15 protein-coding genes and 1 pseudogene are annotated in these 14432 nt (G+C 70.6%); 3 read left to right on the top strand and 13 right to left on the bottom strand.

The window, feature by feature from the left end:
• The 3 genes from ACFUC1_RS17670 to ACFUC1_RS17660 form a co-directional block, all read right to left on the bottom strand.
• Positions 1 to 593: hypothetical protein (locus tag ACFUC1_RS17670; protein ID WP_379122143.1), on the bottom strand; the 593-nt coding region annotated here is incomplete at its 3' end.
• A 123-nt stretch (positions 594 to 716) separates the two neighbouring features.
• On the bottom strand, positions 717 to 1097 hold the full coding sequence (locus ACFUC1_RS17665) for a hypothetical protein (RefSeq protein ID WP_379122141.1): 381 nt from the start codon (positions 1095 to 1097) through the stop codon (positions 717 to 719).
• A gap of 77 nt (positions 1098 to 1174) precedes the next feature.
• Positions 1175 to 1420, bottom strand: coding sequence for a cupredoxin domain-containing protein (locus ACFUC1_RS17660; protein ID WP_379122140.1), 246 nt, complete (start codon positions 1418 to 1420; stop codon positions 1175 to 1177).
• Between ACFUC1_RS17660 and ACFUC1_RS17655 the strand changes: the two genes are divergently transcribed.
• The gene (locus tag ACFUC1_RS17655; protein ID WP_379122138.1) at positions 1398 to 1598 is read left to right on the top strand and encodes a hypothetical protein; all 201 of its coding nucleotides are present in this window, start codon (positions 1398 to 1400) and stop codon (positions 1596 to 1598) included. The two genes, ACFUC1_RS17660 and ACFUC1_RS17655, sit on opposite strands and share 23 nt — an antisense overlap.
• 599 nt (positions 1599 to 2197) lie before the next feature.
• Here the strand turns inward: ACFUC1_RS17655 and ACFUC1_RS17650 are convergent.
• The 5 genes from ACFUC1_RS17650 to ACFUC1_RS17630 form a co-directional block, all read right to left on the bottom strand.
• Positions 2198 to 2560: a hypothetical protein gene (locus ACFUC1_RS17650; protein ID WP_379122136.1), complete on the bottom strand. Its 363-nt coding sequence runs from the start codon at positions 2558 to 2560 to the stop codon at positions 2198 to 2200.
• 17 nt (positions 2561 to 2577) lie between these two features.
• Positions 2578 to 3708 carry a serine/threonine-protein kinase gene (locus ACFUC1_RS17645; protein WP_379122134.1) on the bottom strand — a complete coding sequence of 377 codons (1131 nt, stop codon included), beginning with the start codon at positions 3706 to 3708 and terminating at the stop codon, positions 2578 to 2580.
• 701 nt (positions 3709 to 4409) lie between these two features.
• A complete protein-coding gene (locus ACFUC1_RS17640; protein WP_379122132.1) occupies positions 4410 to 5267 on the bottom strand; it encodes a cytochrome c biogenesis CcdA family protein in 858 nt (285 codons plus the stop codon).
• Positions 5268 to 5370: 103 nt separating this feature from the next.
• Positions 5371 to 5895: a redoxin domain-containing protein gene (locus ACFUC1_RS17635; protein WP_379122130.1), complete on the bottom strand. Its 525-nt coding sequence runs from the start codon at positions 5893 to 5895 to the stop codon at positions 5371 to 5373.
• Positions 5896 to 6299: 404 nt separating this feature from the next.
• Positions 6300 to 6848 carry a carboxymuconolactone decarboxylase family protein gene (locus tag ACFUC1_RS17630; protein WP_379122128.1) on the bottom strand — a complete coding sequence of 183 codons (549 nt, stop codon included), beginning with the start codon at positions 6846 to 6848 and terminating at the stop codon, positions 6300 to 6302.
• Between the two features lie 413 nt (positions 6849 to 7261).
• On the opposite strand from ACFUC1_RS17630, the gene ACFUC1_RS17625 reads away from it, so the two are divergent.
• Entirely contained in the window at positions 7262 to 8497 is a 1236-nt protein-coding gene (locus tag ACFUC1_RS17625; protein WP_379122126.1) for a hypothetical protein, read from the top strand.
• Between the two features lie 60 nt (positions 8498 to 8557).
• Here the strand turns inward: ACFUC1_RS17625 and ACFUC1_RS17620 are convergent, their stop codons facing one another.
• Both ACFUC1_RS17620 and ACFUC1_RS17615 read right to left on the bottom strand, forming a co-directional pair.
• Positions 8558 to 9910 carry a dihydrolipoyl dehydrogenase family protein gene (locus tag ACFUC1_RS17620; protein ID WP_379122124.1) on the bottom strand — a complete coding sequence of 451 codons (1353 nt, stop codon included), beginning with the start codon at positions 9908 to 9910 and terminating at the stop codon, positions 8558 to 8560.
• A 166-nt stretch (positions 9911 to 10076) separates the two neighbouring features.
• A complete protein-coding gene (locus ACFUC1_RS17615) occupies positions 10077 to 10478 on the bottom strand; it encodes a hypothetical protein (protein WP_379122122.1) in 402 nt (133 codons plus the stop codon).
• A gap of 369 nt (positions 10479 to 10847) precedes the next feature.
• Between ACFUC1_RS17615 and ACFUC1_RS17610 the strand changes: the two genes are divergently transcribed.
• On the top strand, positions 10848 to 12113 hold the full coding sequence (locus tag ACFUC1_RS17610) for an OsmC family protein (RefSeq protein WP_379122120.1): 1266 nt from the start codon (positions 10848 to 10850) through the stop codon (positions 12111 to 12113).
• Here ACFUC1_RS17610 and ACFUC1_RS17605 read toward each other — a convergent pair.
• The 3 genes and pseudogenes from ACFUC1_RS17605 to ACFUC1_RS17595 all read right to left on the bottom strand — a co-directional run.
• Positions 12110 to 13318 (bottom strand): ABC transporter ATP-binding protein, encoded by a 1209-nt coding sequence (locus tag ACFUC1_RS17605; RefSeq protein ID WP_379122118.1) that lies wholly within the window; start codon positions 13316 to 13318, stop codon positions 12110 to 12112. The two genes, ACFUC1_RS17610 and ACFUC1_RS17605, sit on opposite strands and share 4 nt — an antisense overlap.
• Complete coding sequence (locus ACFUC1_RS17600; RefSeq protein ID WP_379122116.1) at positions 13315 to 14169, bottom strand: ABC transporter permease; 855 nt, start codon at positions 14167 to 14169, stop codon at positions 13315 to 13317. Before ACFUC1_RS17600 ends, ACFUC1_RS17605 begins: the two co-directional genes overlap by 4 nt.
• Positions 14166 to 14432: pseudogene (locus ACFUC1_RS17595) on the bottom strand (ABC transporter); the annotation flags it as partial. The gene ACFUC1_RS17600 and the pseudogene ACFUC1_RS17595, both read right to left, overlap by 4 nt.

Raw genomic sequence — 14432 nt, 5'->3', positions numbered from 1 at the left:
TCGGTCGCCTCGGTGGGCAGGCTCGGGTCGAGGTCGCTCTTGGTGGCGCCGTCGTACTTGCCGTCGTGGTTGTAGTCGACGCCGTGGACGACGACCACTGCCTTGCCGCTGGTGATCGCCGCAGCGACGTCGGGGGACACGGTGATGCTGCCGCGCTCGTAGTTCAGCTTGCCGCCGGGCGCGGTGTCGAACCGGTCGACCGCCAGTCCGCTCTTGGGGGAGGTGTCGCCGGTCTTGGTGAGGGACACGACGATCGGACCGTAGGCGGGTCCGCCCTCGGTGGTGTTGATGTGGCCGTCCTTGTTGGTGTCGTCGGTGGCCAGGGGGCACTCGTGCCGGGCGTCGGCGCCGAAGTGGATGTGCGCGGCGTGCGGCTGGTTGGCCAGCAGGCCGGTGGCGGCCATGGTGACGTCGATGGTGGTGCCGTGGACCGCGACATTGGCGGTGCCGCTGGCGTTGACGCCGTTGAGGGCCACCGGGCGAAGCGTGGCGGTGGTGGTGCCGTCAGCCGCCTGGGCGGCGCCCACTGCCAGGAACGGCATGAGCGCGGTGGTGCCCAGCGCGACGGCGGCGAGCTTGGTGGAGGTGCGCATGCAATGACTCCCTTGTCCTGCGACCAAGAGGAATGGCCGCCCGTGGTTGTGCTCTGTACCCGGCATTCGTTCACCCGCCGCGAACGGATTGCCTCGCTGCCGAATGTCTTTCGCGCAGGCTGCTCAGAAATCCTCGTGTGGGCGTTTCTTCGCGGAACGGAGGCAGGCGGCTGCGGCCGTGATACCACCGGCGGTTTCCGCGACGGCGCTGAGCGTCTTCTGGAAGTACCAGACCGGCTCGTACATCGCCGGCAACGGCCCCACTGCCGGCACGTTCACGTACCGGTACAGCACCACGGCGACGGCAGCGCTCAACGCGACGACCGCAGCAGCGGCATACGCCGCGCGGCTTCCGCGGACAAGGACCCACAGGCCGACGAGGGAGGCGGCCACGGCCTCCAGACGGAACACGGTGCCCGTGCCGATGCCACCGGGTGCAGCGTTCTGGTAACCCGCAGCCAGCCGGAAGTGGATGAATGCATCCACTCCGAGTGCGAGGACCACCAGTCCGCGCGCCAGGACAGCGGCCGGGCGGCGTGTGTGTCGTCGGCGGCGGTCCGCGCGACCGGCGGGGGTGGTGGTCACCTGACGACGAACGTGGCGCTCATGTTCGCGTGGAACGAGCACACGACGGGGTAGCTACCGGGGTTCTTCGGCGCCGTGAGGGTGGCTGTCCCGTTGGGATCCACCTTGACGTCGAAGCCCCCCTTCTTGGACGTGACCGTGTGAGCCTGCGAGTCGAGGTTCTTGATGGTCACCTGCGCTCCCGGGCTCACGCTGGCCGGGAGCTCGAACATGAAGTCCTTGATCGTGATCGTGCTCGCCATCGCGGTCGTCGACGGAGTCGCTGCGGGCGACGTCGCAGAGGGCATGGGGCTCGACGTCGACGAGGAAGCCGAGGTTGGCGAACCCGTGTTCTCCGGTGAGCTGCCGCAGGCGGGCAGACCCAGGGCCAGGACCGAGGCGACGGCGAAACAGCAGACGTTGGCTCGCATGAGACGGTGACTCCAGACCGGCCGTCCTCGTGACGGCCACGATGAGGCATTCGTGGTGAACGGGCGTCTGGCTTGGTCAGGCGGCGAAGTCGTATCCCGGGGTGCGCCGGCCTGGGCCGGCAACACTGATGTGCCGACCCGGTCGTCGCCACAACGCCGCGGTGTCGGCGCCCCACCGGGAATGCGTCCTATGACGTGGCGCGCTCATCGCCAGCACATCCGGGCGTTCGGGCCCTTTCGCGGCTCAGGTGCTGTGAGTCCGATCCGGGTCGCTGCCCCCTGGCGAACCCGACACGGCCTAGGCGAAGAACGGGCGCGGCCAGGTCCAGGTTGCGCTGGTACTGCGTCGCCGGTCGGCTCAAACCGGCGGTGCCGACCTCACTGACGCCGGCAAGGCTTTTCAAGACCACACAGGCTCGAGCCGGCGCCGCTGAGATTCCCGTCCGCGAGCCGAGTTCGACGGGCAGGCGTCACCGTGTCGTGGAGGTCACGTGGTACCCGGCCGGAGGGCCGCCGAGGTTGGGTGCCTTGCTCGGGGTCTCTGACACGGGGATCTGGCTCGTGATCGTGAAGTCCCTTGCCACGCCGATGAGTCACGTTGATCGTGGCTCAGTCGCCGTTGTCGTCCGGCGGCGCATTCTTCGATGGTGGCGGTGTCGCCGGTGTGGTCGATGGGGGGGTGTGGGTGGGCGGGTCTGGAAGCTGCGAAAGGAGGCGCCCTGCGGCGGCTTGGATGCGGTCTGCTTGTTCTTGGCTGAGCTTTCCGTCCTGCAGGGCTGTTTGTGTTTGGGCGATCAGCGACGTCAGCGTCGTACGCGCAAGTGTGTAGTTGCCGCTGGCTAGGGAGGCATCCACGCGAGAAAGGGTTGACTTCAAGCGGGGCACGGCGGCGTCTGGCGTGGGTTTCGCGCTGCAGGCCCCGGCGACGAGCACGATGGCTGCGATCAGGGAGGTAGTGGAGGCGCGGGCCACGTGCCATCGGCTCATCCTCATTGCCGACCCTCAACCGCGTTGTGCAGGTCTCTCAGCGGCTCCTGGAGGCGGCTGGGTACACCGGACGGAACCGGGGACTGCCCATCCGAGGGTGGGCCCCCGGACTTCCCTACCAACAGCACGGCTGTCGCGACCACAACCACCAGGAGTCCGGCAAGGGCAGCGACACCTGGCCGAGTCCGGAGCAACGGTGCCAGGTCGCCCCGTGGCCTTGGCTTGCCGCTTGACTCCGCGTGGACCAGGCCTCGAGGTCGGGGCTCGGTCAGGACCTGTGTGGGGCTTGCCTGGCTGCGGATCACCGCAGTTGCCGTGCAGGGGTCTTCTCCCGCCGCGACATCCGACAAGGCCGCTGCTGCCTGGTCCGCGGTCGGTCGCAGGTCCGGCTCCAGCGACGTCATCTGCACGAGCAGCCTGCGCCAGGCCGGTGGCAAGGCGGCAGGCACGTGCGGTGGGGTGTTGAGTCGGGCCAAGGCGGCCTCTGTGGCAGAGCCCTGGTATGCCCGCTGTCCGGTTAGGCCCTCGAGCAGGACCAACCCGAGTGAGTACACGTCGGCGGCGGCGTCGACCCGTTCCCCGCGAACTTGCTCGGGTGCCAGATAGGCAGCCGTGCCAATCGTCGTGCCGGTTGCGGTGTGTCTTGAGGTATCTGAGAGCAGCTTGGCGATGCCGAAGTCGGTGAGCCGGACCCGGTCGTTGGCGTCGAGCAGGACGTTGCCCGGCTTGATGTCTCGATGCACCACCCCAGATGCGTGCACGTAGGCGACGGCGGATGCCAGTTCAGCACCGATCGCCGCTAACCGTGTGGGGTCTAGCGCCACTCCCCGGCAGCAGTCGGCCAACGTCGGGCCTTCGATCAGCTCCATCACCAGGTAGGGCCGGTCGTCCCACGTGCCTGCATCCCACACCGGCACCAGACCAGGGTGGCTGAGGTGGGCCAACGTCCGAACCTCGGCGTCGAATCTCGCCAACTCACGCGGGTCCGTCGCGACCTCGCGCATCACCTTCATGGCCACTGGGCGCTGCAGCACCCGGTCCTCGGCCCGGTACACGTCCGCCATCCCACCTCGACCGATCACGTCACCTGGGACGTAGCGGTCGTCGACCAGCTCTGACTCTCGCGTCCGCATTCCCGCGTCCTTCACATCCCGTGGCGCTTCATTGGTGGCCTTCAGGCTAGCCCGGGAGCAGTACGGCAGGTGATGAACGGTGATCTGCCCGCACCAGCCTGCTCATCCTGGCGGCCCGCCATCAGCAGTCCCGGGGCGCGCCTTGACGCAGGGTGTGGGAGCTAGTGGACGGTCGCTAGGCAGGACTCATGTGTCATCTGCTGCCCGCAACGGGTCGCTGCCGGTTAATCTCACGAACGCCACATCACGCCAAGCCACGCTGGACGCACGTCGCGCAGCCGAAGGTCCTAACGGCAGCCGAGTGGACACTCGCAGGCACCATCAGCGTCGTCGGCGAAGGAGAGCGATGCTCCCCGCGTACGCGACGCCACCAACCAGACACATGACGCCGTACGCTCCCGGGTCTCCACCGTTGCGGACCATCGACACGACGGAGCCTGACCCGGTTCCCCGGACAGTTGGGTCACTGGCGCCTCACGAGTGCTCGTGTGATAACTCCTGCAACTTCGTACGGGGCCGAAGGTGCTGCGTGGATCGACGGCCTTCTGGCCTGCGTCCAATGCCAGGCTGTCCACGCTCGCTGTCCAGTCCTGGAGTCGCGTCATCGACGTTTCCGATATGTGGCGTTCCGGTCGTCCGACCTCCTCTCCAACGGTGCGGACCTGACAGCAGGCCCTACGTGAGGCTCGGTGTGTGCCCGATCAGGACCGACGGGCCGACCGTCGACCAACAGCTCGGAGGGAGTCGCGTCGCGCCGGTGAGCGACGACGGCGAAGCAACATCGTGACGCCGGCCGCGATGGCCAAGACGCCGACGAGAACAAGGAAGACCGTCCCGGCACCCAGGTGGGTGATTGCTGTGGCGATGGTTCCGGAGGCAGACGCCACCCACGTCACCGGGCCGGGCGCGACGGTGTTGCCCTTGTACGTCTGAAGTTCGATCCACCCGTACCACAGCGCGTACGCGGCAGCCGCGGTCACGATGACGCCGGACCCCCGGCCCACGTGGCGGGTCCAAGGCCGGACCCGAGTCGCGGCCGTTCGGCCCACGAACCCCACGGCGAGCGCCATCACGGTCATGACCAGCCCCATCCCGGCCGCGTAGGCGACCGCCGCCGCGACACCGGTAACCGACGCCGCCGGGCCGGTGGAGAACACCGTCACGACAGCGGCGAGGTAGACCGGGAGCGTGCACGACAGGGACACGGTGGCGTACACGACTCCGTAGGCGGCCATTCCACGGACGGACCCGTCGACATGGGCGCGGGCCCTGGGCGTCCGAAGCGTCACGTCACGCCCCGACAGCAGCAGGATTCCCACAACGAGCAGTGCCGCACCGGCGACCAGCGTGACGACCGAGAGCCATGGGCCCAGGGTCAGGGACAGCACTGACACGGCTGCCCCCACTGCTGCGAATACTGCGACGAAGCCGGCGGTCACGGACGACCCGACGACCAGGGAACGTCTCAGGACCCCACCCCTGGACGATGGTTGTCCGACGAACAGAGCCAGGTACCCGGGCAGCAGGGCGAACCCGCATGGGTTGAACGCGGCAAGCATGCCGGCAGTAATGGCCAAAGCTACGGCGGCCCTCATGCGGCACCGTCGCACCGCCGGTTGACCAACCAGCGCGCAGGGAAGGGAAGCGGAGCCGGCGGGGGCGTCAAGGGGTGCTCGTGCCCGTGGGCTGCGGGATCGTGGTTTTTGGCTGCCCAGGCCCGGCCGACCCGCACAGAAGTGTCCCGTCGGGTGCCCGGCTGCACGTCTGCCCGGGTGGCAGGCTGACCGTGGAGGTGGCCGCGCCTGCTGCAACTTCGGCGATGCGGGCGCGCAGGGTCTTTTCGTCGAGGCTGCCCACACGCAGGTCGGCGCGGCCGTCTTGAGTGATGAACGCGAACGACGGTTGAACCGACACGCCGTACTCGCGCCACACGGTGCCGTTCACATCGGCAAGGTGGGTCAGCCCCGAGGTGTGCGTCTGCTTGACGAAGTCGGCCATGGCGGCCTTGGTGCCCTGCCCGGCGACGCCGATGATGTCGACCTTGCCGGCGAAGTCGGCTGCGACCTTGTTGACCGCTGGGGCTTCGCTTCGGCAGATGGTGCACCACGGCGCCCAGAACCACAGGACGACGGGCTTGCCCGTCAACGTGGACGGGTCGAACCGGGCACCGGTCACGGTCGCCGGCACGGCACCGATGTGAGCGAACGGTGACTCCGCGCTCGTCGTGGGACCGGACCCTGGGCGCGCGCTCGGGCCCGCGCATCCCGCCACCGCGAACATGGCCCAGACGACTGCAGTCGCTGCCAGGACGCTCCGGCGAGCTCGCCGCGTTCTTGGCCCGGCGGGCGTCATCGACCGGCGCGATGGTGAAGGGGCGGCACGGTGACCATGGCACCTCCCAGCGGGGAAATGGTCAGTTCTCGTGAGCGAAACCCGGTTCAAGCGTCCCACCATTCCCGCCGATGGAGCAGAGCTGACCCCAGCGGCGGACCCCCGACCGTTCACGGTGGAGGCGGGCGTCAGGGCGTGGGTGGGGTGGGCGTGTGGGGCCATCGGCAGGCGCCACCCACCAGCCCAGTCCCGCTCGGACCTCAGGCGGTCAGCCTTGGCGCTGCCGGCACGTCGAGCTCGGTGCCGGCGAAGTGGTTGAAGTAGTTCGTGTACAGGTTCACGGCGACGTGGGCGAACGTCTCGGCGAGCTCCTCCTGCGTCCACCCGGAGGCCAGTGCGCGCTGCCATGCCGCGTCGGTGACGGTGCCGGTGTCGGTGGCGATCTGCCGGGCGATGGTGGCGATGGCGGCGAGCTTGTCGTCGAAGTCGATCGCGTCAGCACGAACTGCCACTGTCTGGTCTTCGCTGAGACCAGCCTTCTTGGCCGACACGGTGTGCGCTGACTGGCAGTACTCGCAGCCGTTGGCGCTGCCGACCGCCAACGCGATGGTCTCGCGGGTGCGGGCGTCGAACGTGCCGTGCTCGCGAATGGCACCAGACATGGCCGCGTAGGCCGCGAGGACGACCGGCGAGTGGGCCATGCCGGCGTGGATGTTGAGGATCTTGCCCATGCGCTTGCCCAGCGCGTCCAGGGTCGGGCGGGACGCCTCAGGCGCGGTGTCGAGGGTGTGCGCGGGGATGCGGGGCATGGTGGCTCCTTGGGGGTTGGACGTTTCGGGATGCACTGGTGCAACCCGTTGACCGACGCCGAGCCTTCCCGACCCGGACCCGGACCCCGACCGCGACCTCGGCTGTGCGGGAAGCGCTGAGCGGGTTCACTGGGTTCCGCACGTGCACGCCGGCATGCCGTGCCCGTACCGACCGCGCGTCCGAGAGGCTCGGGTGGGGCCCGCTGGTGGAGCTGGCACTCACTGCTCGCAGGGAAAGGGCTTACCTATGGGACTGCGCCGGATGCTGGTCACGGCCTGGCAGGTCACCGAGCCGGTCGACCCGCAGACCCGGCAGGTCCTCGCGCAGCGGTGGGCCGCCCTCCCGGCTGGGGCACAGACGCCTGCGCAATTGCTCGGGCGCCACGCCGTGGGCTGCGAGGGCACTCACGGGGGTGTTCCCGAAGTGCAACCTGACGTGCTCGCCGTGCTACCACTCCAAGGACGCGAACAAGGTCCGCGTCGACGGGTCCCACACGCTGGGGCAGGTTCGTGCGCAGATGGGGCTGCTGCGGCGCCTTCGCGGGCCCCGCGCGCACGCCCAGCTCATCGGTGGCGAGGTCAGCCTTCTGGACCCAGACGACCACGCGCAGGCGCTGCTGGCGATGCGGGCCGCGGGCCGTGAACCGATGTCCATGACCCACGGCGACTTCGACTACGAGTACTTGGAGAAGCTCGTCCTCGGCCCAGGTGGGGCGGTGCGGCTGCCGCGGGTGTCGTTCGCCGCGCACTTCGACTCCCTGATGCGGGGACGGCGCGGCGTACCCCGGCCGCGCACCGAGGCAGACCTGAACCAGGCCCGCGCCGGGTTCGTGGCCATGTTCGACACCCTGCAGACTCGTCACGGGGTGCGGTCGTACCTGGCGCACAACATGACCGTGACCCCGGCCAACCTCGAGCAGGTCGGCGGCGTCGTCGCCAACGTGGCCTCGATGGGCTACCAGATGCTGTCGTTCCAGCCGGCCGCGTTCGTCGGTGACGACCGCCGCTGGGGGCAGGGCTACCAGGACGTCACCATCGATGCGGTGTGGAACCAGGTCGAGGCCGGTCTGGGACAGCCCGTGTCGTGGCGGGCGTTCCAGTTCGGCGACACCCGCTGCAACAGGACCGCCTTCGGCGCCATGGTCGGCCGGTCGTGGCAGCCGGTCGTCCACCACGAGCGGCCGGTCGAGCTCGCGGCCCGCGACGCGTTCCTGGCCCACTTCGGTGGGGTGAACTTCGGCGGGTCCGGCAGGTTCGCCTTGGCCGGGAAGGTGCTTCGCGTGCTCGCGGTCCACCCGGGCGACGTGGTGCCGGCCGCGCGGTGGGCCCGGTCGGCGGTCGCGCGAGCCGGCAGATGGCGCGACGTCGTCGGGGCGGTACGGGCCCGTCGGGTGCGCCCGATGACGTTCGTGGTGCACAACTTCATGGACGCCGCCGACGTCGCGCCCGCGTGGGCGCTCATGCAGGCCGGCACCGTCGCGGACGACCCGCGCCTGAGGCAGACCCAGGAACGGCTGTCCGCGTGCACCTACGCCATGGCGCACCCCGAAACGGGCCAGCTCGTCCCCGCGTGCGTGCAGCACAGCGTCCTGGACCCGGCAGAGAACGCCCAGCTGCGCCGGCTGCTGCCTTTGACCGTCCTGCGCTGACCCGGCCGGTCAGGCGGGGTCGGCGCCGGCGGTCGTGGCCTGCTCGGTCGAGCGGGGCGTCTACAGCATCGACCCCAGGTCGGAGCCGACGCTGGGGTAGGCCGCCGTTGCCGACTTCAGCTGCCGCGTCGTCAGGCCAAGCTTGACCGCCAGGGCGAGCGTGTTGACCAGCTCCGCGTAGTCGGGCCCCAGGAGGTGGGCGCCGACGACGCGCTCGGTGGCCTGGTCGATCAGGACCTTGGTGGCAGCGGTCGTCTCACCGACGCGGTAGTTGGAGTACCAGCCGCTGGTGTCGTGGAACGCCACACGCAGGTCGATGCCCTGCTCGCGCGCCTCGGACTCCAGCAGGCCGACGCGGGCCAGCTCGGGGATGGTGAACACGCTGGTGGGGACGCCGGCGTAGTCCGGTGCAGTGGTGGAGCCGCGGAGCATGTTGGACGCGGCCACCTTGGCCTGGAAGACCGCCACGGGCGTCAACGGCGCCCCGGGGGTGTCGGCGCAGTCCCCGGCCGCCCACACGGCAGGGTTGGTGGTGCTCTGCAGGTGCGGGTGCACGCTGACCCCGCCGCTGGTGTGTGCCACGCCGGCAGCGGCGAGGTCGAGCCCGTCGAGGTCGGGTTCGCGTCCGGCGCCGTGGACGACCAGGTCGGCCTGGACGACGTCCTGCCGCCCGTCGCACTCGAGGGTGACGTCGAACGCCCCGTCGGCCGCGCGGACGTCGACGACGCTGGTGCGCCGTCGCATCGTGATGCCGACGTCGGTCCCGCGGTCGACGAGCAGGTCGACCAGGTCAGGGTCGAACGTCTTCAGCGGGCGCGCACCACGGTCGACGATGGTGGCATGGCTTCCGGCCCGGGCCACGAGGTGGGCGAACTCGAAGGAGATGAACCCGCCACCGACGAACAGGACGCGCCCAGGCAGGGCGGCCAGGTCCAGGAAGTGGGTGCTGTCGACGACGTGCTCGTGACCGCGGAAGGTCAGTGGCCGGGGCCTGGCGCCGGTGGCGATGAGGAACCGCTCGGAGGTGTAGGTGGTGGCGCCGACGGTGACCTCGTTGCGGCCGGTGAAGCGGGCGCTGCCGTGCAGTGTGGTGACGTCGTGGTCGGCCAGGCCGGACTCGACGGAGTCGGGGATGGCGTCGGTGAACCCGTGCTTGTGCCGCATCAGGTCGGTCCAGTTGATGCGCAGGTCGGTGGTGTCGATGCCCTTGCCTTGCATGAGGCGGGCGGCCTCGACTACCTCGGCGCCGCGGCGCAGGATCTTCTTAGGGTCGCACCCGCGCAGCGCGCACGTGCCGCCGTACGGCAGGGGGTCGATGATGGCGACGCGCCAGCCGGCGGCGGCGCACTTGGTGGCAGCGGCCACGCCGGCCATGCCGGCGCCGAGCACGACCAGGTTGTAGGGGGGCTCCATGGGGGCTTCTCCTCGGGTGTGGTGGCCGGCTGCTGTGCCGGGCCGGGGTGGGTAGGGCGGTCGGCGCTGGGACGGTCGCTGGGGAGCGTCCCGGGTGCGGTTGCACGCCGGCGCCCGTCGGCCACGGCTCACCGTGGCACAGGCGGGCGGGGCGGGGTTGGTCAGCTCAGGTGTGCCGGCGGTTCAGGGTCACGAACACGGCTCCCGTCACGACCCCGAACAGCAGGTGACCCATGAGGGACTTCGCCGCGGTAGAGTCGAGGGTGAACAGCGGCATGCCGAGCTTGGCCGGCATCAGCAGCAGCGGCCCCAGGACCCACCACACGGCCCCGTACACGAGCCCGAGCACGACGCCCCTCGTGAGGCTTGCGGCGCGGGTTCCGAGGACGATGCCGAAACCGGCGCCGATGGCAGCGGACACGACCAGGTGCACCAGCCAGGCAACTGGGGTGGACGTGCTGCCCACGAGCATGGCGATCATGGTGATCATGCCCATCATCTGCATGAGCACGCCAAAGACGACACCACCGGCCAGGCCGGCGACGGCACCGGTGACGGTGCGGGACATCACGGCAGGGGTGGGGTGTGGGTGTGGGTGACTGCGGTCATGACGTGTCCTTCCGCAAAGGGGTGGACGGCCGGAGGGCCCGGCCGGTCGTGAGCCGCTCGCCGACTGGCGGGTGACCCGTTCGGGGTCTCGGCGATTCCGTGTTGGTGGCGGCTCGCTGCGGAAACCCGCCCACGTCCACGGTTGCTTCCACTACACGTGGGGAGTGGGGGCCCGGAAGCGGTGGCGGACCTCAGCGTGTTCCCTCACCAGGCGTGCCCGGTCAGGACGTCGCAGCCGTGCCCGCGGCACCCCGCTTTGACCCGTAGGAGTTGACCGCCAGTGGACCCGACGAACAACCCCGGCGACGGGGGCCGGTCCAGTCGCACGGTGCGCTTCCCCGGTGCCGATGGTCGTGAGCTGGTCGGCACGCTGGATGTGCCTGCGTCCGGGCCGCCGCTCGGGTTCGCCCTGTTCGCGCACTGCTTCACCTGCACCCGCGCCTCCCACGCGGCCGCCCACATCGGCGACGCCCTGGCTCGCGGCGGCTGGGGTGTGCTGCGGTTCGACTTCACCGGCCTGGGCGACAGCGACGGCGCGTTCGAGGACACCACGTTCTCAGGCAACGTGGAGGACCTGCTCGCTGCCGCGTCCTGGTTGCGCCGTCACCACCGGGCCCCGGCCCTGCTGGTCGGTCACTTCCTGGGCGGGGCAGCCGTCGTCGCCGCGGCCGAGTCCATACGCGAGAGCAGGGCTGTGGTCACCATCGGTGCGCCCGCGCACCCATCCCACGTCACGGCTCTGCTGACTTCCGGACAACCCGACGCCCATGGGGCGCGCGAGGTCAGCCTCGGTGGCCGCCCCTTCCGGCTGCGGTCCTCGTTCTTCGACGACGTCGAGCTGCAGCCGCAGCGTGAACGCCTGGCTCGGCTCGGGCGGCCGCTTCTGGTCATGCACTCTCCGCAGGACCAGGTCGTCGGCATCGACAACGCCCGCGTGCTGTTCGACGCTGCCCGGCACCCGAAGTCCTTCGTCGCCCTCGACGGCGCCGACCACCTCATGACCGAGCCCGCCGACGCGGTGTTCGCCGCCTCCATCATCGTGCCGTGGGCTGCTCGGTACGTCGGTGACCCTGGCTCGGGTAGCACCGCGGAACTGCGCGGGTCGGTTCCCACCCCGGCGTCCGGGCCGCAAACGCCTGCGGAGCAGGGCAACCCCGGCCCCGAGCACGTGACTGTCACCGAGGAGTCCGCGACCGTCGGCTACGAGCACCTAGCCCGGGTCCGCGGGCACTCCTGGGTCGTGGACGAGCCAGCCACCGCCGGCGGGTCGGACGCCGGTCCGAACCCGTACGAGCTGCTGCTGGCCGCGCTGGGCGCATGCACGTCGATGACGATGCGCATGTACGCCAAGCGCAAGGGCTGGACGTTCGGACCCAGCACGGTCACGCTCACGCACTCGCGCATCCACGCGCAGGACTGCGCAACCTGCGAGTCCGCGACCGGCCTGGTCGACCACATCCACCGTGACATCCGCCTCGACCCGGCACTGCCGCCCGAGCAGGTGCAGGCACTGATGGCCATCGCCGACCGGTGCCCGGTGCACCGGCTCGTCACCTCGCAGGCATCGGTGACGACGTCGCTGGTGACCGCCTAGGCCCAGGCGGGACCGCCGGGGAACTCCCCTGCCGCCAACGGCAGGGCTGCCACACCGACACCGGTGAACCGGACACCCACGTGGTCGCCTGGACCAACCCTGTCGCCCAGGCCCAGCTCGGCAACCAGGCGCAGTTCCTGCCCCGGCGTGGCCGCGTGGACGTGGACCACCGCGCTCTGGCGCAGCCCGTGCTGGTGCACGGACGCCACGGCGCCGGTGAACACCACGTCCGGGCTCGAGAGGTGGACCAGGCGCAAGCCCTCGCAACGCAGCAGCAGCACTGCCGGCCCCGACAGCCCACGCGCCGAGTCGGGCAACGGCACGCGGCCGGCGCTGGAATGGTGGACACCGTCGCGTGCCACGCCGGCGACCTCGCTGAATCCGCCCAGGACGCGCGCCACCTCCAGGGTGGCCGGGCGCTCGTACAGCTGGGTGAGGGTGCCGACCTGCGCCACCCGGCCACCGGTCAGCACCGCGACCGTGTCGGCCTGTGCGGCCTCGTCCAGGTCGTGCGTGACGATGACGGTCGTGGGCTCCAGCACGGCTCGGACCTCCGCAAGCAGCTCGTGCATGCTGACACGCACCGTCGCGTCGAGGGCGCTGAACGGTTCGTCCAGCAGGAGCATGCCCGCTCGGGAGGCGAGTGCTCGAGCTAGCGCCACCCGCTGTTCCTGCCCACCGGACAGCATGCGCGGACGCCGGCGGCCCAAGCCCGACAGGCGCACCAGGTCCAGGTACTGCGTCGCGCTGGCCCGCGCCCGCCGACGAGGAACGCCCGCGACCCGGTCGGAGAAGGCAATGTTGTCCAGGACGTCCAGGTGTGGGAACAGCAGGGGCCGCTGGAACATCATCGTCATTCCCCGCCGCTGCGGCGGCGCCGCGGTGACGTCGACACCGTTCACGTGCACCTGCCCACGCTCGGGAAGGTCGAGCCCGGCGATGAGCCGCAGCAGCGTCGTCTTGCCCGAACCTGAGGGCCCGATGAGGGCGAGCATCTGGCCGGCGCCGACGGCGAGGGTGGCGTCCTGGACGGTCGGGCGATCGTTGCCGGGATGGGTGAACGTGAGGTTCTGGGTGATCAGCGTCCCGCGGTTGGAGGGCCGCATGCTGGTGGGCTGAGTGGCGCCGGCGCGGCGCTGGCGGGTTCGGGTGCGCGGCGAGGTGTCGGAGTCCGGTCCCGTGCGGGGTGGGTTGGTGGTGCTCACGGTGTGGGGCCTCCAGCTGCGGGACGGGACTTGGTGGCAGGTTGGGACGTCGGCGGGTTGAGGGCGCGCACGACCTGGGCTGCCAGCGCGAGCAGCATCAGCGGCGGCAGCACGGACAGCAGCGACAGGGCCGCGACCACGGGTTCATTGCCGACGTACGACGCGGCTGCGCCGATGAGCATGGGCAGGGTGACCAGCTGCCCGCCACCGACCAGCAGGGTCACCGTGTAGTCGGTCCACCCGACGAGGAACGACATGAACGCCGCAGCCGCGAGTGCGGCTGCCAGGCTGGGAACCGTCACCCGCGTGTACGCCTGGGCGGGGGTGGCGCCGAGCAGGCGGGCCTGCTCCTCCAGGGCCGGGTCGAGGTGGGCGTACCGGCTGCCCACCGTGAACACGGTGTACGGCAGGGCGAACACCGTCAGGATGACGATGACCGCGCCGGTCTGGGGGATGCCGGAGCGCAGGACGACGGTGTCCAGGCCCATCCCGACCGCCACGGGGGGAACCGCGACTGGCGTCATCAGCAGGGCGACGGTCAGACCGCGGTGCCGGATGAGGTTCCAGCCCACCACGCGCCCGGCCGCGGCTCCCAACACGCTGGCGCACACGGCGACCGCAGCACCCACCGCTACGGACCGGCCCACAGCGGCCCCGGTGGGTGCGGTCAGGGCCTCGCTGAACCCGCGCACGCCCCACCGTTGGGGCAGCACCGCGGGGAACGCCCACCGGTCCGCCACCGCCCAAAGCACCAGCGGCGCCAACGGTGCGAGCAGCGCCGAGGCCGCAGCGAGCGCCGCCCAGCCGACCTGGGGGCGCCAGCGCACGGAGGCCGGTACCGGCGAGGTCATCGCAACGCCCCGATGCGGCGAACGAGCACGGCGCAGGCACCAAGTGCGGCCACGGACAACAGGGTCAGGGTCAACGCGGCCGCGGCCGCGGGGGGTCGGGCAGCCAGGTCGACCGAGGAGAACAGCCGGTATGCCGTCACCGGAAGCGCTTCGGGCGCGGCCGCGCCAAGCAGCCACGGGACCTCGTAGGAGCCGAGGGTGTAGACGAACACGATGGCGCACGATGCTGCCAGGGCGGGCATCGCCAGCGGCACGGTGACCAT

This window comes from Pedococcus sp. NPDC057267 (assembly GCF_042668795.1).
Classification (GTDB): domain Bacteria; phylum Actinomycetota; class Actinomycetes; order Actinomycetales; family Dermatophilaceae; genus Pedococcus.
Note: the sequence above shows the minus strand (reverse complement) of the source record. Positions and strands in the feature narration are given on the sequence as shown.